This is a genomic window from Paenibacillus sp. FSL K6-1558, from assembly GCF_038002565.1.
Lineage (GTDB): Bacteria > Bacillota > Bacilli > Paenibacillales > Paenibacillaceae > Paenibacillus > Paenibacillus polysaccharolyticus.
The window spans coordinates 1,958,192-1,979,345 of sequence record NZ_JBBOCV010000001.1 but is presented as its reverse complement, the minus strand read 5'-3'; the positions used below and the strand labels follow the sequence as shown (position 1 = coordinate 1,979,345).

The following is a 21,154-nucleotide window of genomic DNA, read 5'->3' as shown; positions in this document are numbered from 1 at the left end:
CCGAATCAGAAGGGTTTGGTGCTTTTACTTTTGTTTCAAAACAAATCTGTATTACATGCCACACTACATCCTAAAAACTACAATCTACCTGCTTAACTCTTCAGGAATCAACATACCGCTCGCTTCTACGTAGTGAAGAGCTTGTTGCAGTTGATCCATATCCTGAACGAGAGCAAGTCTGACGTATCCTTCACCTGAAGGACCAAAGGCACTGCCTGGTGTAACAATGACACCTGCCCGTGTGACGAGATCGGTGGCAAATTGCTCTGAGGTGTCATAATGTGCCGGGATTCGTGTCCAGATGAACATTGTAGCTTCGGGTTTGCTGATCGGCCATCCTAATTTGGCAAAACCTTCGCAGAGCATGTCCCGTCGTTCTTTATAGATGGATCTTACTCGCGCTACATCACTTTGGTCACCTGAAATGGCCGCTATTGCTGCCTTCTGAATCGGGATAAACATACCGTAATCCATATTGGATTTCAGCTTTTTAAGCATGGAAACAACTGCCGAATTCCCCATACAAAAACCGATTCGTGCTCCCGCTAGCCCATACGTTTTGGACAGGGAGTTGAATTCAATGCCTACATCCATGGCACCGGGAAAGGTCAGAAAACTACCGCATGTTTGTTGGTCAAACACAAGCTCGCTATACGCGTTATCATGTAATACGATAATATCGTATTTCTTGGCAAAAGCGATCAAATCCTCATAAAAAGAATCTGGAGCCATCGCAGTTGTTGGATTGTTCGGGTAGGATACAAGCATAAATTTAGCTCGTTCAGCCACGGATTCCGGGATGTCCTGCAATTGGATAACATAGTTGTGTTCCTCTTTTTGCGGCATATAATATAGCTCAGCCCCAGCCAGAAGGGGGCCATCTGCAAACACCGGATAACAGGGATCAGGTACAAGAACCAGATCACCTTCATCGACAATCGAGAGAGAGATGTGCGCAAGTCCTTCCTGCGAGCCGAGTAGCGAGCAGATTTCTGTCGCCGGGTTCAACTCGACTTGATATCGCTGCCTGTACCAGTCACTTGCCGCCTGAAGAAGTTCCTTCTGGTCGTTTACAGCATAGATGTAATTGGCCGGATCAGCGGCGGCTTCACCGAGTGCTTTCATAATGTGCGGAGCCGGCGGGATATTGGGTGTTCCGACGCTAAGATCGATGACAGGTTGCCCGTTGTCCAGCCGGCGGCGCTTTATGTCCAGCAATTTGGTGAAGATGCCTTCACTAAAGTGATCCATTCGTTTTGCAAATCTCATGATAAGTCCATCAGCCTCCAGTGCTCTTCGTACGCATGTATTTAATAATAAATGGATCGCGTACAAAAGAGAAGAGCAGGAGGGGAGTACAGCTTATTCCACTTTAAAATGACTCAATTCTTCCTGCAGTTTAGCAGATAGTTGATTCAACTGATTGGACAGATCGGCCACTTGTTGAATACTTTCCAGTTGTTCCTGTGTGCTTGCGCTAACTTCTTCCGTGGAGGCAGAGTTCTCTTCAGTAGTGGAGGAGATAATCTCCAGCGCCTGAAAAATCTCATCTTTGTGCTGATGCACACTAGAGGTGCTGTTCGTGATCTGTGCCATACGCAGCTTCAGTTCTTCCAAATCTTTATTGATGTTGTAGAACACCTGCTTGGTATCTTCTACAGACTTGGTATTCTCTTCGGCAATTTTCATTCCTCGCATCGTGTGTTCTACAGACAAGGATGTTTTCTCTTCGATGACACTTACTTTTTTGTTAATCTCCTCTGTAGCCTGAGCCGTTTGTTCTGCCAGTTTGCGAACTTCTTCTGCAACGACAGCGAATCCTCGGCCATGTTCCCCGGCGCGTGCAGCTTCAATAGAAGCGTTAAGCGCAAGCAAATTGGTCTGAGAAGCAATTTGTTTTACCGTATCTACAAAACTGGAAATCTCATTCCGGCTCTGATCGATCTCTTGAATAATGGAAGAGATGGATTGAGTGGAACTGTGGTTCTCCGCGGACCATTTGGACAGTTGCTCCACAACCGCAAGTCCTTGGCCGCTTTGATCAACAGAGGTTTGCACCATAGACCCCATCGCTTGTGCATCAGCGGCAATTTCATCAATTTGGCTTGATAATGAGCCTGTTTTACGTAAAATGTTCTCCGTTTCAATCGACTGATAATTGGTTGCATTCGCGATCTCATTGATCGCCGTAGATGTATCGTTCATGGTTACAGCGGTTCTGGAGGATATCGACTGCAAGTCATTGGATGAATGATTCAGCACTTGAGCAGAATTGCCAACAATCTTCAACATGTCTTGAATCTTCTTCACCATGGAGTTCAGGCCAGTCGCAATTTGCCCAATCTCATTATTGGATTTGATCTCCAGTTCAACGGTTAAATCACCTTGCTCAATCTGTTTGATCTTACTAAGTAGCTGCGGGATGGTGCGCAATAGACGACGAAGCGTAATATAACTGATAATGACCAAAAGAATTGCAGCTGCAGCAAAACCGCCAAGGGTAATCCAGGTGAATGTTCTGAGTTCTGCTAAAACTTCTTTCTCCGTAATAGTCAGACCTACGGACCATCCCGTGTCTTTACTGGTTGCATACCCGACGTAACGACGTTCCCCATTGTCGTTGATCAGCTGTATACCGGATTCACCAGCGATCATTTTTTTACCGACTTCTCCCATATCACCTGTAGTGTTCTTGATATTTTCCTTCAGAACTTTACTCTCGTCCGGATGATACAGAATATCCCCACTCTTGGATAACAATATGGAATACCCGGTGCTACCCAGAGAGTAACTCTCCATAATACTCGGGATGTTACTAAACAGAATATCTGCTGCGGCAAAACCGATCATGTTGTTGTTATCATCCTTGATTGGATAAAAAATACCCATGAGTACTTTGCCTGCCGAAATGTCAATGTACGGATCAGAAAAATAAAGTCCATCGGCATCTTTCACCGGTTGGTAGTAAGGTCGTGCCTGGATATCGAAATCCGGTGCTGAAACGACCCCGTCATTTTGTATCCAGAAGCCTTTACCATCCATACCGCCAATCCAAGCATCGTTGAAAGAGGGCTCTGCCTCTACAATCTTGGCCAGTGTATCCCTTGTTTCTGCAGCATAAGTAGAAGTGGCTGCTTCTGCGGCTGATTTCGTTGTTTCTATGTATTGCCTGAATAATTTATTAGTGGACATTTGTTTAACGAGTGAGCCTTTTTCCTTGAATAGGGCATCGAACTCACTGACAATCGCTTGTGTTTTGGTCTGGAGCATGGATTCCTGCTGTTGAACCAGAATGTTCCGAGTACTTGTGAACATGAATGTTCCGAGTACAGCGAATACGACAACAATAATGATGAGTAGCACAAGAGCCAGTGTGTTCGCCATACTGGATGTACGAGCTCCTGTTTTCCCCCGCCTTTTTAAAGTCTTTAACATATTCCATCTCCCCAGATTCTTAATAAGAAGTTCCCAACTCCTGAGTTATATGTCGGCATATAATATAGATTTATGTATATTTTTGTCGAATGAAAAAAAATTTAATGAAAAGCCAGAACATCGTTGGGTGGTTCGTCTAGAGAAGGTTGTTTATAATGGAGTGAAATGGAATGGAGTTAGGATAGGATGTAAACCAGATGGAATGGGAGGATGGCAAATGACCTCGATTTGGCATGCTTCGATACAGGGAATGCCATGGAATGAAGAAAAAATGAATCAGGCGGTGCAGCATTTGCGCCGTAGGGCAACGGTTCATTTTCGTGTTGGCGTGGATACGTATGAGAATTTGACCGAATTGGATATGAACGTTTTTGCAGCCAGGCATGATCTGATTCTTCATATTTCGAATGCGGATCCTAAAGCGGAGTTTCCATCGAGCTTTCTTGGGCGATTAGCGCAGTTGAAACATGTATCCGCTTTACAGCTGGACTGTGCACAGGTGCAGGATCTGACAATACTCGGCTCGGTGCGGAAACCGATGAGTATCCAGGGACTAGAGCAGATGCACGGACTTGAGTATCTGCATGTATCCTTGCCGAAGCTGGAACAATGTTGTGATTTCTCGCAGATGCCCCGGCTCAGACAGCTTGAACTGGTTTACATGAAATCGCTTCAAGATATCGAGTGTTTATGGACAGCCCGTGCACTGGAAGTCTTGGAGCTGAAAGAGATCAATACAGCCATCAAAGCCGCTTCATTTGTTAGACTAGCAGAGCTTGAGCGGCTTCGGCAGGTGGATTTCCGCTTTATTGACTTTAATAAAGGACGCATTGCAGCTATACGGGAACAGCTGATCCGACAGGGAAAGTCACATATCATCTATGAACATATTCCTGAACAACAACGACTACAATCGATGGCGATTGAGCATTTATCTCAATATTTAATGTGAAGAAACGCGAATGTAATACAATAGATCAATCCTGTTTACTACGTATTGATATCCGTAAGGGCAGGAACGTTAATCTCTTTCACACAGGCTGCATTGGACAGGCTGACGATACACCGGACGATCGAAACCATGTCTTGAAGCGGAATGCGCGTTCCGCCATACTCGGATAGTGCGCGTTCCATTCCTTCTTCATAGGGGATCTCTGCTGCCAGTTCTCCCGGATTAATGCAGGTTACGGCGATGTGATCCCGCCGGGTATGTTCTCTCAATGCTTCTGTAATTCCACGGATCGCAAATTTGGAGGCAACAAAAGAAACCTGAGTATTCCCCGCATTGCTTAGGCCTGCTGTAGAGCCGATGAGAATGATCTTGCCTGCGGCAGACTTGCGAAGCTGAGGCAGTAGAGCTTGGATGCATACAATGGTGGACGTTATATTCACATGGATCAGCTCTTGAATATCAGAAGGCTCATCCTGATCAAAGGTGTAGTGTTCCTCAAATCCTTCCTTTTCCCAAATACCTACGTTATAAATAAGCACATCCAACGTTTCGTTGCGTAGCTGCTCTGCAATCTGTTTGGCAGCCTGAAGCTCCGAGAGATCGGCCTGAATCCATACGCGCTGTACACCGTCCTCCAGTTGCAGACTTTCTGGTTTGCTGCGGGATACAACCCACACTTTATCTCCTGCCTGCGGCACCCCGCGGACAAATGCGTCTCCCAATCCTTTACTAGCGCCAAATACAATATATTTTTTCATAAGTAAAAACCTCCTGATGGCACAGATGGGATTCATTACTCCAGCGTCCTGTTTGCTATGGCAAAGGCGTTACTTCAAATGAGTGGGGTATAAGAGGAATCCAACCTACATCAAAATTAATAATTATAATGATATTTTACTATATAAGAGGGATATGGGAGATGAAGGTTACATGAGAGATGCTTCATTCGTAGAGCTCCGTTTGTTCATCAGATAACAAAAAAATGTCTTCTCCTCGTTGCTGCCTGAGCGCAATATTATCTCTTCCCCAGGTACACATCACATCCACAATTGTATTTGCTGTCACACCATATTCCGTAAGACTGTACTCCACCTTGGGCGGCATTTGCTGATACACATGTCTTGTGACAAGACCATCGCGTTCTAGTTCGCGTAATTGTTGAATCAGTACTTTTTGAGAAATGCCGGGCATGCTGCGCTCTAATTCTCCTGTTCTTTTGACACCGGACATTAATAAACAGATGATGATGGCTTTCCACTTGCCGCCAATGATTTCGAGTGTGGCTTCAATGCCCAAACGATATTCCTTCATTCATATCACCTCGTTGTATTTATACGTATTTACAGGGATAACTATTTATTTTCTCACAGTTACAAAACAGAAGTCCATACACACCTTGAGGTAAGTATCTTACTTCATTGTGTGTATTTTCTTTTGGGGTGACGGGGTGGATAATGATCCGTAATCAAGGAAAGAAATCAAATTGTTTTGGAGAGAGGAAGGCATGCAATGAAAACACTGGTTATTCTGGCACATCCGAATATGACAACTTCAAGAGTGAATCGCCGCTGGAAAATGGAGCTGGAGCAGCACCCAGATGAGGTGAATATCCACGAATTATATCAAGCTTATCCTGACTGGAACATCGACATTGCTCACGAACAGGAGCTACTGGAGGCACATGATCATATTATCTTGCAGTTTCCGTTCTATTGGTACAGTTACCCGCCGCTACTCAAAAAATGGCTGGATGAAGTATTCACGCATGGATGGGCTTATGGATCAAAGGGCAATCGATTGCATGGAAAGCAGATGGGACTGGCAATGACAATCGGGGATCAGCGGGAGAATTACGGAAAAGGACAGCCGGTAGGTTTTAGTGTAGAAGAACTGATTGCACCGTTCAAGGCAAGCATGAATCATGTGGGCGTTACGGCACTGCCGCATTATGCTGTCTTTGGTGCCTCGTTCCAGGCAAGTGATGAAGAGATTAACCAAAGTGCTGAAGCGTATATTCAATATATTAAAGCGTTCAAGTGAGATGTTTCCGTAAAAATAATGAAAATGACCTGGCTCCGCACATAGCGGAATTCCAGGCCACAGTTGTACTTCAAGTGTACTTCGATTCGCAGTACTGATTCTAAAAATCAGCAGTACGTTCATCACGCTTACTCCACACGGAAGAAGTCAAAATCAGCGTAGCCTCCGGTAGATTTGGTTGCGTAGTTAAACAATGCAAAGCGATAACCCATAAAGTGTGGCAACGTATAGGACATCTGTAGCGTATTGCCAATGGTTGTCCAGTTCGTTCCATTCAGACTATAAGCAAAATAGGCTTTATCTGTCTGATTGGTGAAGTCACAGATGACCCGCAGATAAATTTTATTCTGGTTCAGGGGCACACTTGCCACCTCTGTCATCGTGCCGGAACTGGCATTTGTCATTACGATTGACTTGGTATTGCCTGTCATCTTGACGCCTACAAAGCCATATTTGGCCTGAAAAGCGGCTAGGCCGGCATAATCGCCATCCTTCATACCTGCCGTTTCCAAGGCGGTAATGCCTGTACTTTTCGGCCCAAACGTGCGTTGTGTCAACGTATTGCGAGCCTCCAATATATTTTTGCTGAGTTTGCCTGTGGTCAGCCGCATGAAACCTGGACGCTGGCTCAAGGACCATTTTGACGGGTCAGGATTATGATTCCACTGCCAGAACTTCGAGAGAGTAGATGTACCCGAAGGCGCATTAAACTCATCTGAACCGAAGATTTTAGCGGCTGGCTGTCCTTCCACAGGCATGTTCATTGTCAATGGAACTTTGCCATTCACCCCGAATACGGGCCAGTTATCCGACCAGGTTACCGGTACCAGATATGGAATGCGTCCAACGGCTCCTCGGTCGCGAAACAGGAAACCATACCATGCACCAGAAGCGGTATCCACAATACCTCCTTGCGCGATGCCCGAATCTCTGAGCACCACTTTGCCAGTATACGGCCCTGTCAATGAGTTCGCACGATAGGCGAGCTGGATTCGTCCATCACCGGAAGGCCAAGCAATCAGGAAGACGTAATACATGCCATTAATCTTCTGAATGTGTGCGCCTTCTGCTTTTACAATCATATTGGAGCCAGCGATATGACTAGCATTCGGGATCAACACCTGATTCAGACCGCCGGATTTCACAGCTTTGGCATCAGGTGTTAACTCAACGATGCTGATGTTATCACTGCCGTGGACAAGAAACGTACGGTTTCCGTCAAAGAGCAGGGAGGGATCATGGTAATAACTGTTCAACGTGTAAGGCGTCCATGGTCCGGTTTCGATGTTACTAGTCTGATAGATGTACGTTCTTCCTGTGGAAAGGGAACCGAATGCGACGTAGTAGGTGCCATTGTTGTAGCGAAGGCTACTGGCCCAAGATCCGCGCCCGTATTCGTTCTGACCGTTATTCAGGTTCTGTACATCACCGTTGCCAAGTGTGTCATATACATAGTTCACAATGCTCCAGTTGACCAGATCGGTTGACTTCATGACAGGAACGCCCGGGTTCATATGCATGGTGGTACTGGTCATATAAAAGGTATTGCCCACGCGGATGACATCGCTGTCCGGCACATCTGCATAAATGACCGGATTGTTAAACGTTGCCGCAGAGGCAGACTGCGGGGTCAATGGCAATGATGTTAACAGCAGAGGAAGTGTGAGCAGGAGCAACCCGATTTTTTTCCACATAACTAAACCTCCTGGAATGTCAAAATCGACAGATCATTATGAATGATTACGAAATTTCAAGATAATCGATGTAAGCATCCCAGGTACCATTATCCGTGGTCACAACCAGTTTGATTTCCTGATTCCCTGTGGCATGTGTGATGTTCGGCAAAGTTTGTACCGTTGGCTGTGTTCCGGTAAAAAAGAACGAACCAGCGGTTACCCCGCCAATAACGAGATCAACACGGGCTGTACTATTGTTGTTGGAAGCCCCGCGAAGAGAGAACTGATGTGTAGGGTTAGCAAAGAATTGATTGTAAGACGCAGAATCATTGTTAGCATAGAGCGCCACACCGTTAAAAGGAGAACTAATCAACCCGGCATATTGACCGGCAAGGGTCATGCTTTCCGCTTCAACGCGAGTCACGTTTGGATTTGGATTAGGGTTTGGATTGGGGTTACCACCGGAACCGGAAGTAAACTGCCAGTAATCCAGATTGAACAGATTTCCGTTGCCTGAGCCTGTAAATACCAGATACAGATGATGACGTCCTGTTGTGTTGGTGATATTGGTTTCGAGCTCACGCCAGTTCTGCATGCCACCTGTTGAAGTAACGTTAAGCGTGCCGATCAGAGTACCTGTCGGGCTGCCAAGGCGGAGTTCAATGTTACCATTTCCGGTAGAAGCTACGTTGGCCTTGAATTTCGATGCACCTGTTGAACCAAAATCCACATTACTAACAGCGACCCAGTCCCCATTATTGATATTCGTCACATTTTGATTGGCGGTTGGTCCACCGCTTGCTTGAGTCGGCTGTGTATTGATGCCAGCTTGCCAAGCAATGGTCTCGGCTTCCACTCTGTTATACGGATTAAGGTTAGCTGTCTGAGGCACACCGGTCATGTTCCCCTGCACTTCCTGAATCGATCCGTCTGCGTTATGTGTCAGTCTGTTGATGTGGGTAGAACGGTATCCTTTGCCATCACCGAGGAAGGCTTTACTCACGGTTTGTGCATGATATGCGACATACCATTGGTTATTAAACTGGAACACGGCATGGTGGTTGTTACCGCCTACACCGAAGAATGCCCCCGGATTTTTGAGGAAATGTCCTTTGTATGTGAAAGGCCCCATCGGGCTGTCACTTACCATATATCCGATTTCACCTTTTGGGTAGGCTGCCGGATGGTTTCCAGCAAAGTTGATGCAATATGAATAGTAATATTTGCCGTTGTACTTATGAATACCTGAATCTTCGAACAGATAAGGTGCATCAATGGTCGTGGCACTACCAACTACACTGGTCATATCGGCGCCAAGACGAATGACACGTGCTGTTTTTGGATTTGCAATGGAAGCTGCATTATTTTCGTTCGGAATACCGCCGCCTGCATACAGATAAGCGGAGCCGTCGTCATCAACAAGTACAGCCGGGTCAAAGAGCCAAGTTACACCCGACATGCCAGGCGTTCCATGTGTGACAAGTGCACGTCCGAGTGGATCAGACCAAGGGCCGATTGGAGAATCAGCAGTCAGAACACCGATACCTGCACCCGAGTTGGCGAAATACAGGAAAAACTTATCTTTGCCCGCGATGGTTTTCTTGGCCATCGCTGGTGCCCAAGACTGGCTTGCCCATCTGGCAATGCCTTGTCCATTGTTGGCATTGTTTGCACCGGCTACCGGAATGTAGCCGTGGTCGGTCCAGTTCACCATGTCAGCCGAGGAGATCACGCTGATTCTGCCGATGGTGCCGTAGTTGTTTTCGCGAACAGATCCGTCGTTGTTGTAGAGGTAGGTATCCCCTGTCATATATACGTAGACCCGATTGTTGTGAACGAGTACGTAAGGATCAGCTCCCAATTTGTGATCGACGAGCGGATTGGCATTTACAGGCGTTTTGGCAACAGCATTATTTGCTGCATAGCTTGACTCGGCAGGTAGAGTGGAAAAAATCAAAATTAGTGACATCAGCAGAGCTAATGGTTTACGGATCTTCATACGTTCGCCTCCATTGAATTAGTATGGAATAGTGTTATTGAGTGTTACGCTGAATGGTTGAACAGAGCTGTTTGATGAGGGAGCTACAGTGAGAAGAAAAAGAAGAATGATGAGTAAATGTTCTTTATCACACCTCCTTTCAAAGAAGAGATCGATTGAATCGTACATGTTTGTGATCTATGGCTTAAGCCATACAACCTGTACAGAGAATAGCTATCTACTGTAGCAAGTTGACAGCGGTAACCCAGGAATAGGGTGGGGGAAGTATGAACTTGTGTGTGAAAAAGTATATAATTGTCCTGTTGTGCAATGTAATCGCTTTCAATAGAATGGTTTTAAAAAGAAAAAAACAGAGTTGTGACTCGTTTTATGTAATTATTTTTCATTTTTGTTTAAAAATGTTTTTTTGTATTTGACGATATCATATCACATTTCTGCCACAATACAATCATTTTCTATCAAAATTTGTAAGAAAAAGTTGGGTGGAGGTTTATTCATTTGTAAGAGTGACATCAATAAGATGTATCCAATGGTGGCCGTAGCTCCATCATTTCATGAGGAACGGTCATTTTTGGGTTGAAATAAACACGGATTATACATATTTGCAAGCTCTGTATGGATGAAGTTTTAGGTGTTAATGGCACTTATGGCTTGATAATGGTGAACTGTCCCCTGTCTATGGTCCACACCGCTGATCTAGTGAATGAATATGACTAATATGTGATCCATGATGTCAAGTAATGCTAGAGTAAGAGGTTCACAAAAGGTGGGATGGGAAAATGGCTATATTATCAACTGGACCGATCGAAAATAATGCCGTTTCCGGGGTCAGACCGACACAACAGGTAACGATCAGATTGGTGAGTCGGGCTGCTGTAGATGCGGTAAGTGTATCCGTTCAGGGTTATGTGCTGAGTACAACAAGAACGCTGTATGTAAGTGAAGTAATCAGTATTGCACCTAATGAAGCAGTGACCCGAAATTATTTTGCAAATCTAGATGCTTTTGAATTTGTGTTTGGATTAAGCGATGCACGAGTGGGAGACGTCGGAATTTCAGTGTGGGGCAAAGATGCGTCAGGTCAACTGGTGGATGCACACCGGGTAGTGGAGCACGAACAAACAGTTAAAGATCTGTAGAAAATACTTTTTTCGAAAGAAGGGAATGTAGCGATGAGCTTTTTATCGACAGGGCCGATCGAAAATAACGCTGTTAGTGGTGTTAGACCAACTCAATCCGTAACGGTTAGAATTGATAACCGCAGTGAAGTTACATCCTCAACTGTACAGATACAAGGGTATTATATGAGTAGCGGATTGAGAGTTTTGTATGTCAGTGAATCTTTGGACATCGCACCAAATCAAGTGATAACGAACAACTATTTTGCCAATCTGGATGCCTTTGAATTCACGTTTACTACTACAGCGACGGTTAATGATCCTCTTCAAGTCTCCGTATGGGGAAAAAGCAGCACAGGCTCTTTGGTAACAGCACATCGTTTAGTTTCTTCTGAGTTGCTGGGAGAAACTCCAAGTATGACAGGAGTCACAGGCGCAACCGGTGCTACGGGCGCGACGGGTGTGACTGGAGCTCAGGGAGTAACCGGGGCGACAGGTCCGACTGGTGCAACGGGGGTAACCGGGGCGACGGGGCCAGCAGGAGCAACCGGGGGAGCTACGGGAGCAACAGGAACAACGGGTGAGACCGGAGCGACAGGTCTGGCGGGAGTAACGGGTGCGACTGGAGCCACGGGTCTGGCAGGAGTGACGGGTGCGACTGGAGCAACAGGTCTGGCAGGAGTGACGGGTGCGACTGGAGCGACAGGTCTGACAGGAGTGACGGGTGCGACTGGAGCAACAGGTCTAGCAGGTGTAACGGGTGCGACCGGAGCAACGGGTCTGGCGGGAGTGACTGGTGCGACCGGAGCAACGGGTCTGGCAGGAGTGACTGGCGCAACCGGAGCAACAGGTCTGGCAGGAGTGACGGGTGCGACAGGAGCAACAGGTCTGGCAGGAGTGACGGGTGCGACTGGAGCCACGGGTCTGGTGGGAGTAACGGGTGTGACCGGAGCGACAGGTTCTGGAGCGATTATCCCTTATGCATCTGGGTTACCAGCTTCGTTGACTACGGTGCTGGGCGGACTTTTGAATACCTCCAGCTTGGTTGGCTTTGGTAATAATGCGTCTGGAGTGACGATTAATGGAGGAATCATTGATCTCACAGGAGCTGCCGGAACCTTGCTGAACTTTGCTTTCTCTGCTCCGCGTGCAGGGACGATAACTTCATTGGCTGCTTATTTCAGTACGACAGCTGGACTTAGCTTGGTTGGATCTACAATAACGATAACTGCACAATTATTCCGTTCAACTACACCGAACAATACATTTACGGCTGTACCGGGAGCCCTTGTAACTTTGGCACCAGCACTGACAGGCGTGTTGTCATTAGGCACGATCGCCAACGGTTTGACTACAGGGTTGAGTATCCCGGTAGCCGCCGGTGACCGTCTGCTTATGGTCTTCTCTGCATCAGTAACCGCCGGAGTTGATGTGGCTTCAACGATTGCAGGATATGCAAGCGGTGGCCTTACCATCACTTAATGAAATCTTTTACAGTACAATTTATCAATTCTAGAACACACAAAAAGAACCTTTCGCCATATGGTGATAGGTTCTTTCATCTGAGTTTACTTATAATTATGCTCACTTCATTTACATGCAGGGTCTGTAGTTATTTCATAACGGAGAGCATGCCAGAATGTAGAGTAAAAGGATTGTTCTATTTTTAAATTCAACTTACAATAGATAATGTAGAAAAATACATAATTTAGGGAGAAAAGAATGAGAAGAAAATGGTTGGTAGCGTTATTAAGTGTGATCATGTTGTTAGGTGTAGTACCTGTATATGGGGCTGAGGATTCCGCTAAAACTTTAGTATGGGAAGGTTATGAAGATGACGGAGATTTGATGGGCATCAACGTTACAACATTCACAGGTAATAGAAGCAAAACAGAGTCTATATTCCCTAAGCGAGTTTCAGATGTAAAATGGGTTGGAGAGTGGATCTATTTTCTGATTGAAAATGAGCAAGACCCTTGGAATCGTCAGATGGCTAAAATTAAGAAAGATGGATCGGCATTAACCTCACTTAACAAAGAGGATAATTTTGCAAGGTTTACTGCTGTAGGAGATACGATTTATTTTGTTAAAGATGAAAGGACTGCGGAAACGCCAGATGCGTTGTCTTTCGGCTCAATGAAAACAGATGGTTCAAACGAACAAACGATATTGTCTAAATCTCCTTTTTATAATTTTAAAATAAACAACGGACATATCTATTATACAAACAGGGATAATGACAAGTTTTATCGTATGAATTTAGATGGTACAGGGTTGAAGAGCTTATCTTCTAAAGGTGTGGAGTTATACGAATTTTATGGGAATGTTATGTTTTTTTTGGAGATCGTAGATGGAGGTTATAGCTACAAAGGTCATTTTTCCGATTTAAATGCAAATATAAAAAAAACATTTGCCTCTAAAGAGTATATTGATCCCGTAGCATATATAAATAATAAGTTTTATTATCGAAGTTTTTCAGTAGACAAGAATGGCAAAAATAAGAGTGACTTGTATATTTATAATCGTTATACAGGCAAGAAGAGCAAGCTACGTTCTTTAGACTCAAATGATCGATTTATAGGTTTAGTAGGCGACGGTCTTGCATTCCTATCTTTTGATAAAGGTACTGTTTATAAGCTTGGATATGATGGTAAAATCAAAAAGTAATGATTAGCCTGACGATGGGCATTCTATCATATATCACAAAAGGAAACAGGGATCTCTTGCCGATCGTGGCTTGAGGTCCCTGTACTTTTTTACATCTTTAGTTATAAGATGTGCTGAATTTGAATCTTTTAAAGTTTAGTCATTGGTTCAGCGTATCAACGGTACACTCTCAATTCAGCAATAGACCACCACCACTCGGGAGTATCCGCAGTCAAAGCAATTTTGACATATCGTGCCTGGTGGGTCGTAAACATCACGGAGATTACAGGATCAGTTCCCAAAGCTTCGGAAACTAAATTCCATTGCTCTCCATCCGTTGAAGTGAAGACTTTATAACCTCGGGCATAGTCATTGGTGCTGCTACCTGAGTCCATAGTTAACCGGCTGAAATTCTGGATGCTTCCCAGATCAATCTGAATCCATTGGTCTGGTTGTTGTGCAGATGCAGAGGTCCAGCGTGAGTTCAGATCATCATCCAGCAGTGCGCTAACGTCTTCGGACGTAGAAGCCGTAACTGTCCAAGACGTCCGATCCAGTTCAGTAGGCAACAAATGATCCTGTTCCCCGGGTGTCCATGGCGTCTGATCAGCGGTATAAACTGCGATTTCAGCTACAGACCACCAGTGGGAATCCGTTCCGGTCTGAACTATTTTGATATAGCGAGCCTCATGGGGAGCAAAAGCAATAGAAAGCACGGCATTTTTCCCTTCACCAGCTACCACAGCTTTACCCCAATCCGTGCCATCCAGAGAGGTGTATACTTCGTAACCACGAGCATAATCGTCACTGCTGTGAGCACTATCCAGTACAATCCGATTCACAATCTGTGAGTCACCCAGATCGAGCTGAATCCACTCGCCGCCTGTTTGTGTCTGGCCAGAAGTCCAGCGTGTTTGATCCGTACCATCCAGTATCGCCGTTGCAGCCTCCTCATTGGAAGACGCTGTAACGGACCATGCATCTGGCAGGAGACGTTTTTGTTTTCCTGTTCCATAGTGCTGAACGAACAACTCAGAGATCGACCACCATTGGTCGGATTCACCCGTCTGCATGATTTTCACATAACGAGCCTGTTGCTCAGGGAAGGTGATGGAGAGACGTCCTGACGCTCCTTCGCCTCCAGCAATGGATGTTCCCCAGTTTTGCCCGTCATCGGAAACGAAAATGCGATATTGCCGTGGATAGTCATCCTTGGCGTTCCCAGAGTCCAACTCGACTGCATCAAAAGCACTTGTTTGCCCAAGATCAATCGTGATCCATTGTCCCTCCGCTTGCTTTCGCCCGTTCGTCCATAATGTCTCTTTTTTTCCATCCAGCATATGAGCCGTGATATCGGTTCCTTTTGTGGAGGAAGCGGTCACGATCCAGGTTGACCGATCGGGCAATGGAGCTGGAGCTGGATTTGGATGTTCAGGTGCTTGGACCAATTTACCAAATCGGGCGAGCTTAAGTTCCGAGATGGACCACCAACTGTCTGCGGGAGCAGTCAAAACAATTTTGATGTAACGCATAGTCTGCATCCCCAAATCAACGGACAAGCTCGGCGATGTTTCTGTTCCCTGTGCAATCGGCTTGCTCCAGTTCTCATTGTCTTTCGAAACGTAAACTTCATACCCGCGGGCATAATCACCCCAGTTATTGCCGGAGTTCATAAAGAGAGTATCCAACATCTGCTCACTGCCCAGATCAATATGGAGCCAGTCTCCAGGCTGTTGCGTTTGTCCAGATGACCAGCGGGTAGCCAAATCTCCATCAATCATGCGTTCCACTGCTTCCGAACTGGAAGAGGCGGTAATCGTCCATGTGCTACGATCCAGATAAGTGACGCCTTGCGAAGCATCCGGCTGCTTGACTACCGTATGCTCCAACGGATTGACCTTTACTTGAGCCTTCGCATAGACGGTAGCTGAACCCAAAGCTCCGCTGGCATTATAAAATCGAACTGTTTTGGCGGTATCGGACGGATTCCAGATTTGCGCTGTGTAGACGCCGTCCTTTTCGTAGACGGTTACTGCCGGAGAATCAGCCCAAATATCCATTGTACGTGTTCCCGTGGATGCCATACTGTGCATGAACCAGTATGCGTTAAAGACTTCGTTTTGCTGCATGTCTTTCGTATTCCACTTTGCAAGAGCAGCCTCCGGGTCCCCGATGGATTGGAAAGGCCAGATGATGTGTTGCCATGTGCGCTCTTGCTGACCACCCAGATCCTTGATCAGACCGTTGTAAAGTGCGGCGGTATTCTTCGGATCACGGCCATAATAGGTCATCCACTCCGCCGGCGGCAGCCAGTGAATGCCGTAAATATGCTCTGCATCATTGGAGAAGTATGTGCCATAGAGGTAGGCACTGCCGTATACATGCCCTACAGTAGCGTGTTTGTATCCTTCCAGCCAGTTGTCTCCATCATAGTTGAACCAATATTGCTCGGCTGCTTTTTCTTCGGTGACGAAGCCCCATATGCCTGTATCGCGATAGGCTTTATTGCCTGTGACCTCGCCCCACATATATTGCCCGACCCAGCTAAACAGAGCTTCGCCAGCCGCTTCCTGATTGTTTCCGCTGAGATTGTCGGCATAACCGCCTGCCCAGGAATGGCCTGAATAAGGATCAAAATTACGCATCCATGGGAATTGATTGTCTGTTCGCGAAGGATTGGCGTAATCTCGGATCAGCAACTCAACCATATCTCCATAATCCTCTACAAATGTCGGATCATACATAGCCAGTACCGCAGAGGCAAAGACGTAATAGCCATACGTAAAATGATGATCCGTCAGCCCGGTGTTGACGCCGAACCCGCTTCCGTAAGGGAAGATCGTTCCCCATTGCTCCGAGTAATAAAAATAATAGGAGTGCAGACGTTCATCCGGTGAGTAAGTGTACCAGTCTGTCAAAATGTTTCTTAACAGGGACAGGTAGTGGTCCCGACGTTCGTGATCCCCAAGCTGGTCGCTAATGAGCACACCCAGCGCAAGCGGATGAAGCTTTTTCCCCTGCCAGTAGGGATCTTCGCTCATTAAATTGCCTGACGTATCTGCATCAAGCTGATCCAGATAGCTGATTAATTGCGCGCGTGAGTATGTCGGATCATCCGGCTCCACGAATTGCGGAATAATGCCGTAGAAACGATCCTGTGTCGTAAAGCTGTTGCCTTCGCTTACTTTCATCATCCCGCGAATGGAAGGATAAGTGAGCTCCGTAAGTGGAGTTGTTGCAATTTTCCACTGGTGCGGGAACAAAGCCATTAATGTGCTGGTGGAAAAGTTGGCACGCTTCGTTTGTGTAACGGAGCTGAAGGTCGTTGTAACTTGGGAAGTGCTCTCGCTGTAGTTGTAATCAACCTTCGTATCCGTCACAAAAGCATAGGCATGCTGATAATAGTATGCTAATTCTGATGCAGACGGCAGGGTAGCCAGCGACAAATAATTTTCGTTTGATCCCAGCTTGATCTTAAGTGTATTGCCAAGCTTTATAAGTGTGGTACCCTCTGGTGCATAAAGGCCGTAGTTTCTTGTAAAGGTTTGGGGCGAAGGAGCCCTGTCTTGATTGGTGACTTCTATACCGATATGATCTCCAGTCCATGATTCCCCGTCCTTGAGCATAATCTCACGGTTTTGATCATCAAAAAGACGTGTGATGTTCGGTGAACGGAGCAGGATCGTGTCCGGGTTCTCGAACGTGTTGTACAGGAAAGGGGAGCCTTTGACAAAAGTTGTACTGACCTTCGCCGTGTCGTCATCACTCATGATGATGTTAGCGGAGTAATCCCCGTACCCTGCTACCTTGGTATTAACCTTAGCTGGGTTTATATTGCTTGTAGTCAGGATAAGGTCTGCTTCACCATCCGCATCCATCGAGTTGCCGTCAGCAGAAAGGTATCCCGCACCAGGATTCAAAACATGAAGCCCCTGCTTGGTGTATCGATTTTTGAACGGAAGTGTAACGAGACTATTTCCATCACCTAAATCCGAAACAAGAATTGACTGCCACCAGTCATTAGATGGAATCGGAGTAGTGATGTCAGTTGTGCGATTTTTCGGGTTTTTCGGTTGTAGCATCGTGATGTCATTAATGGCATAACTGCCGGCCCCAACCTGTACTGAGCTCATCTCCGGGATAGCCGGAATGGTGTAGACCGGTTGTTCATCACCTTGAATATACTCATATACATCAAAGGCATAGAGCGAATAGCCATTGGTTGTACCTCGGCCAAGTCCTGCGAACTTTACATATCTGGCTTCTGCATATACAGGAATGTCATCTCGTCCACCATTACTGTGTAACTCCCGAAACAACGTAGTCCATTGCTTTGCGTCATTGGATACCTGAATGTCATAAGCGCGTCCAAACGCATTTTCCCATTGTAGCGAAATTCCTCCGATTTCATGACGCTCGCCAAGGTCCACAACAATCCATTCCTGATCCTTGTAGATGGAAGACCAGCGTGTACCCGGGTCACCGTCTGTCACATTGCGCGCTTCGTAATTGCGCTTTTCCATCTTGGCCTTATCTTCGGCGGAGCGGCTAGGTTCGTCAATCTCTTCCGATGAAGCTATGACCGTTTTACCAAGGGCAAGGTTGGTAGCAACCGGTTTCGGAGGTGGATTTGCTCCGCCCGTTCCATACACATTGAACGCGTACAGAGATACACCGTAGGCTTGCTGTGCTCGTTCATGACTGAACAAACGTACGTATCGTGCATTGGCGGAAACCTCAACTTCCGTCATACCGCCTTGACCCTTCGTTGTGGAGTATACTTGCGTCCAGTTCACCTCGTCATCGGACACTTCAAGGTCGAAGGCGGAAGCATAAGCATTTTCCCACTCAATCGAGATGTTCGAGATGGAAGCCACTGCACCCAAGTCAACATAGATCCACTGAGGGTCTTGCTGCCAAACACTTTCCCACCGGGTATTTTTGTTGCCATCCACGGCATGATCGGCTGTATTTCCGCCAAGGGATGAGGAACTATACACCGGTCTGTTCAGGGATAAGAGATATGACCCTTCTGCTGCAGCGTTTGCTGCCTTGCTTGGCCATAGCGGCACACTGCTGATCAACAATAGCATAGATAACAGCAGGTTCACGCAGATACTGCGTTTGTTTCGTTTGTGACTCGTTCGTCCCTTCACATCTTCGTCTCCTTTGTTAGCTCTTGTCTTTCCATTAGACAGAACTTTCTCTTTTTCCTAACAACCTGTTATATGTATGATTCTGTTCTCCCGTGCCGCATTCCTGAGATCGATTTCAGGTTGCAATCATGGGATATGCGGATGTTCATTTGTTGTATATCGATCATTTGGAGTGGATTATAAAGTTTTTTTAATCGTTTTCGGAGAAAAAGAGACATATGTCCTACAGGAGGCAAGCGTGGTGTGTAACTATGAAATGCCGAATTAGGATTACGGTCGGATAGCAATATAATGTTTTCTTTTTACTTTTATCTAAGCGAGATACTATCCTTCCTCAGGCACCTCTGATCGAGGTAAGTTGTTACAGGCAAGTCAAAAAGCTCGCTATTCGCGAGCTTCATGAATTTCTATAGGGAAGATTGAACCCCCGATACATAAGTTATTGCTCTAGCATAGAAATGATTGCTTGTTGCACAAGCTCAGGTTGTTCAAGGTACACATAGTGTCCTGAGTTTGGCGCAGTGACATGAGTAGCCTGATTAGACAAGGATGCTAAATCTTGTTGCATTTCAGCCCATTTGATTTCCATTTCTGGTCCCATGCCATGTTCTGTTGCAGAAATTACGGTTAATGGTAAATTCCGCATTGCATCCTTGGCACGCAGTTTTTCGATATATTTAAAGCTCTTGGTTACTTCTGCATAATCCCCTTCCGCAGTAAACTGTGACTGGTACATCTCTATAAATTCGGGCGGCAAGGTTGCCAGAACAGCTTCCTCTTGCTTTTCGTGAGAGGCATCGATCAGCACAGCTCCTGCAACTTCATTGGTATAACGATCAGCAAATCCTCGCACATTTAATCCGCCAATGCTGTGTCCTACCAGTACATATGGACCTGGAATATTAGCTTTTCGAAGCAGCTTATGTAACTCTTTCACCTGTTGTTTTGTTGTTTTATCTTTGGTAGTATCGTCACTAAGTCCGAGCCCAGCACGATCATAAGAAACCGTTAACGTTTTATGGGATATCTTGGATTGGATACCAGACCAGACGGATGAATCGTCACCGTATCCGCTAATGAAAACAACGGTAGGGAGAGACGTTTTCACTCCTTGAATATTCGCATACAAAGCAACCCCTGTACTTACTTCATAGAGCCCGCTAGAGCCAACCTGATTCGTTTTCCCTTCTGCAAGTGGAGCTGCCATCAGAAAAACCAGACAAAAACTTAGAGTTAAAGATAGCCAACGTTTCATCATACATACCCTCCTAATATGGGAATAATTAAGATATTCATTCATATCAGAGTATATTCTTTTGAGGTAAAAATGTAAATAATTATGTTAATTATATAAAATTTTAATAAAATATTGATTAATTGAAAATTGAGTCTTGGAGGGATACGATGAAGCATACTTACCTTGTTTTATTGTTAATAACGATGTGGCTTACTAGTGCATGTGAACAGTCTGATCGTAGCAAGGGCAAAGGGGGACATGGAGATTCTGCTTCTCTGATAGGGAGGGGAACGACCAACAATCCAAGTTTATCTACTTTGGATACGGAGAAGGCTTATGAACTCTGTGCAGAGGTTTTATCTGGATATTACAAAGTCATATGGAACGGTCTGGAATTTGACGTTAGTAGATATATTGATAACCCGAACCTCAAACTATATACGGAAAAGAAGATCAGATCACAATATAATCTGTTTCGCAAGAACAATTTAACTTATAACCAAGTGAGAGAGGTCAAGATGGAAGCTGAAAAAGTGGATTATATTGAAGGAGAGCAGAGTTTTTATTATCTAAAAATGAATGCACGTATTATAAAGGATGTAGGTGAATATGCGGAGTCTACTGAATTCTTGGTACAAGATCTGAAAGGAAAGGTAGTTATTGTGGACTGGTATACATCTGGAAAGGATAGTTACGATTCTATTATGCGTGGGAAGAGTCAGGTGATTAATAATCCTGCCATCTGGGAGAATAGTGAACGGGTGGATAAATTGAAATAGTGGATCAGGTATTGTAGAGCCGTTATACTTGTTACTTACTACACTCTGGCTTCAAAGCCCGAAGTCTGTGTTAATGTCCTTCAGGCTGTTGGTAGAGTATCGACAAGTGTTAGTGT

14 protein-coding genes are annotated in these 21,154 nt (G+C 45.6%); 6 read left to right on the top strand and 8 right to left on the bottom strand.

Annotated elements, in window-relative coordinates:
• Positions 1-84: 84 nt before the first annotated feature.
• Both MHI38_RS08445 and MHI38_RS08440 read right to left on the bottom strand, forming a co-directional pair.
• Positions 85-1,269 (bottom strand): aminotransferase class I/II-fold pyridoxal phosphate-dependent enzyme, encoded by a 1,185-nt coding sequence (locus MHI38_RS08445; RefSeq protein ID WP_341181155.1) that lies wholly within the window; start codon positions 1,267-1,269, stop codon positions 85-87.
• Positions 1,270-1,362: 93 nt separating this feature from the next.
• Positions 1,363-3,435 carry a methyl-accepting chemotaxis protein gene (locus tag MHI38_RS08440; protein WP_308722860.1) on the bottom strand — a complete coding sequence of 691 codons (2,073 nt, stop codon included), beginning with the start codon at positions 3,433-3,435 and terminating at the stop codon, positions 1,363-1,365.
• Positions 3,436-3,652: 217 nt separating this feature from the next.
• Between MHI38_RS08440 and MHI38_RS08435 the strand changes: the two genes are divergently transcribed.
• On the top strand, positions 3,653-4,387 hold the full coding sequence (locus tag MHI38_RS08435) for a hypothetical protein (RefSeq protein ID WP_341181154.1): 735 nt from the start codon (positions 3,653-3,655) through the stop codon (positions 4,385-4,387).
• 38 nt (positions 4,388-4,425) lie between these two features.
• Here MHI38_RS08435 and MHI38_RS08430 read toward each other — a convergent pair whose 3' ends face one another.
• Complete coding sequence (locus MHI38_RS08430) at positions 4,426-5,145, bottom strand: SDR family NAD(P)-dependent oxidoreductase (protein WP_090915079.1); 720 nt, start codon at positions 5,143-5,145, stop codon at positions 4,426-4,428.
• Positions 5,146-5,329: 184 nt separating this feature from the next.
• Entirely contained in the window at positions 5,330-5,698 is a 369-nt protein-coding gene (locus tag MHI38_RS08425) for a winged helix-turn-helix transcriptional regulator (protein WP_308722858.1), read from the bottom strand.
• 198 nt (positions 5,699-5,896) lie between these two features.
• Here MHI38_RS08425 and MHI38_RS08420 point away from each other — a divergent pair, with 198 nt between their 5' ends.
• A complete protein-coding gene (locus MHI38_RS08420; protein WP_341181153.1) occupies positions 5,897-6,427 on the top strand; it encodes an NAD(P)H-dependent oxidoreductase in 531 nt (176 codons plus the stop codon).
• Positions 6,428-6,555: 128 nt separating this feature from the next.
• Here MHI38_RS08420 and MHI38_RS08415 read toward each other — a convergent pair whose 3' ends face one another.
• Together MHI38_RS08415 and MHI38_RS08410 are read right to left on the bottom strand one after the other, a co-directional pair.
• Entirely contained in the window at positions 6,556-8,121 is a 1,566-nt protein-coding gene (locus tag MHI38_RS08415; protein ID WP_154983263.1) for a glycoside hydrolase family 43 protein, read from the bottom strand.
• A 46-nt stretch (positions 8,122-8,167) separates the two neighbouring features.
• Positions 8,168-10,102: a carbohydrate-binding protein gene (locus tag MHI38_RS08410; protein WP_154887892.1), complete on the bottom strand. Its 1,935-nt coding sequence runs from the start codon at positions 10,100-10,102 to the stop codon at positions 8,168-8,170.
• 779 nt (positions 10,103-10,881) lie between these two features.
• Here MHI38_RS08410 and MHI38_RS08405 point away from each other — a divergent pair.
• From MHI38_RS08405 to MHI38_RS08395, 3 genes are all read left to right on the top strand, one after another.
• The gene (locus tag MHI38_RS08405; protein WP_308722855.1) at positions 10,882-11,241 is read left to right on the top strand and encodes a hypothetical protein; all 360 of its coding nucleotides are present in this window, start codon (positions 10,882-10,884) and stop codon (positions 11,239-11,241) included.
• Positions 11,242-11,274: 33 nt separating this feature from the next.
• A complete protein-coding gene (locus MHI38_RS08400) occupies positions 11,275-12,702 on the top strand; it encodes an exosporium glycoprotein BclB-related protein (RefSeq protein ID WP_308722854.1) in 1,428 nt (475 codons plus the stop codon).
• 240 nt (positions 12,703-12,942) lie between these two features.
• Positions 12,943-13,887 (top strand): DUF5050 domain-containing protein, encoded by a 945-nt coding sequence (locus MHI38_RS08395; protein ID WP_253492301.1) that lies wholly within the window; start codon positions 12,943-12,945, stop codon positions 13,885-13,887.
• Between the two features lie 155 nt (positions 13,888-14,042).
• Here the strand turns inward: MHI38_RS08395 and MHI38_RS08390 are convergent, their stop codons facing one another.
• Complete coding sequence (locus tag MHI38_RS08390; protein ID WP_341181152.1) at positions 14,043-19,022, bottom strand: discoidin domain-containing protein; 4,980 nt, start codon at positions 19,020-19,022, stop codon at positions 14,043-14,045.
• A gap of 439 nt (positions 19,023-19,461) precedes the next feature.
• Positions 19,462-20,280, bottom strand: coding sequence for an alpha/beta fold hydrolase (locus tag MHI38_RS08385; RefSeq protein ID WP_186809607.1), 819 nt, complete (start codon positions 20,278-20,280; stop codon positions 19,462-19,464).
• Between the two features lie 146 nt (positions 20,281-20,426).
• Here MHI38_RS08385 and MHI38_RS08380 point away from each other — a divergent pair, with 146 nt between their 5' ends.
• Entirely contained in the window at positions 20,427-21,038 is a 612-nt protein-coding gene (locus tag MHI38_RS08380) for a hypothetical protein (protein WP_154887898.1), read from the top strand.
• The last annotated feature ends 116 nt before the right edge of the window (positions 21,039-21,154 follow it).

Excerpts from the sequence above, each read along its gene's own strand:
- MHI38_RS08385 (WP_186809607.1), bottom strand. The coding sequence starts at position 20,280 with ATGATGAAACGTTGGCTATCTTTAACTCTAAGTTTTTGTCTGGTTTTT.
- MHI38_RS08420 (WP_341181153.1), top strand. The coding sequence starts at position 5,897 with ATGAAAACACTGGTTATTCTGGCACATCCGAATATGACAACTTCAAGA.
- MHI38_RS08405 (WP_308722855.1), top strand. The coding sequence starts at position 10,882 with ATGGCTATATTATCAACTGGACCGATCGAAAATAATGCCGTTTCCGGG.
- MHI38_RS08410 (WP_154887892.1), bottom strand. The coding sequence starts at position 10,102 with ATGAAGATCCGTAAACCATTAGCTCTGCTGATGTCACTAATTTTGATT.
- MHI38_RS08415 (WP_154983263.1), bottom strand. The coding sequence starts at position 8,121 with ATGTGGAAAAAAATCGGGTTGCTCCTGCTCACACTTCCTCTGCTGTTA.
- MHI38_RS08425 (WP_308722858.1), bottom strand. The coding sequence starts at position 5,698 with ATGAAGGAATATCGTTTGGGCATTGAAGCCACACTCGAAATCATTGGC.
- MHI38_RS08435 (WP_341181154.1), top strand. The coding sequence starts at position 3,653 with ATGACCTCGATTTGGCATGCTTCGATACAGGGAATGCCATGGAATGAA.
- MHI38_RS08445 (WP_341181155.1), bottom strand. The coding sequence starts at position 1,269 with ATGAGATTTGCAAAACGAATGGATCACTTTAGTGAAGGCATCTTCACC.
- MHI38_RS08440 (WP_308722860.1), bottom strand. The coding sequence starts at position 3,435 with ATGTTAAAGACTTTAAAAAGGCGGGGGAAAACAGGAGCTCGTACATCC.
- MHI38_RS08400 (WP_308722854.1), top strand. The coding sequence starts at position 11,275 with ATGAGCTTTTTATCGACAGGGCCGATCGAAAATAACGCTGTTAGTGGT.
- MHI38_RS08430 (WP_090915079.1), bottom strand. The coding sequence starts at position 5,145 with ATGAAAAAATATATTGTATTTGGCGCTAGTAAAGGATTGGGAGACGCA.
- MHI38_RS08380 (WP_154887898.1), top strand. The coding sequence starts at position 20,427 with ATGAAGCATACTTACCTTGTTTTATTGTTAATAACGATGTGGCTTACT.
- MHI38_RS08395 (WP_253492301.1), top strand. The coding sequence starts at position 12,943 with ATGAGAAGAAAATGGTTGGTAGCGTTATTAAGTGTGATCATGTTGTTA.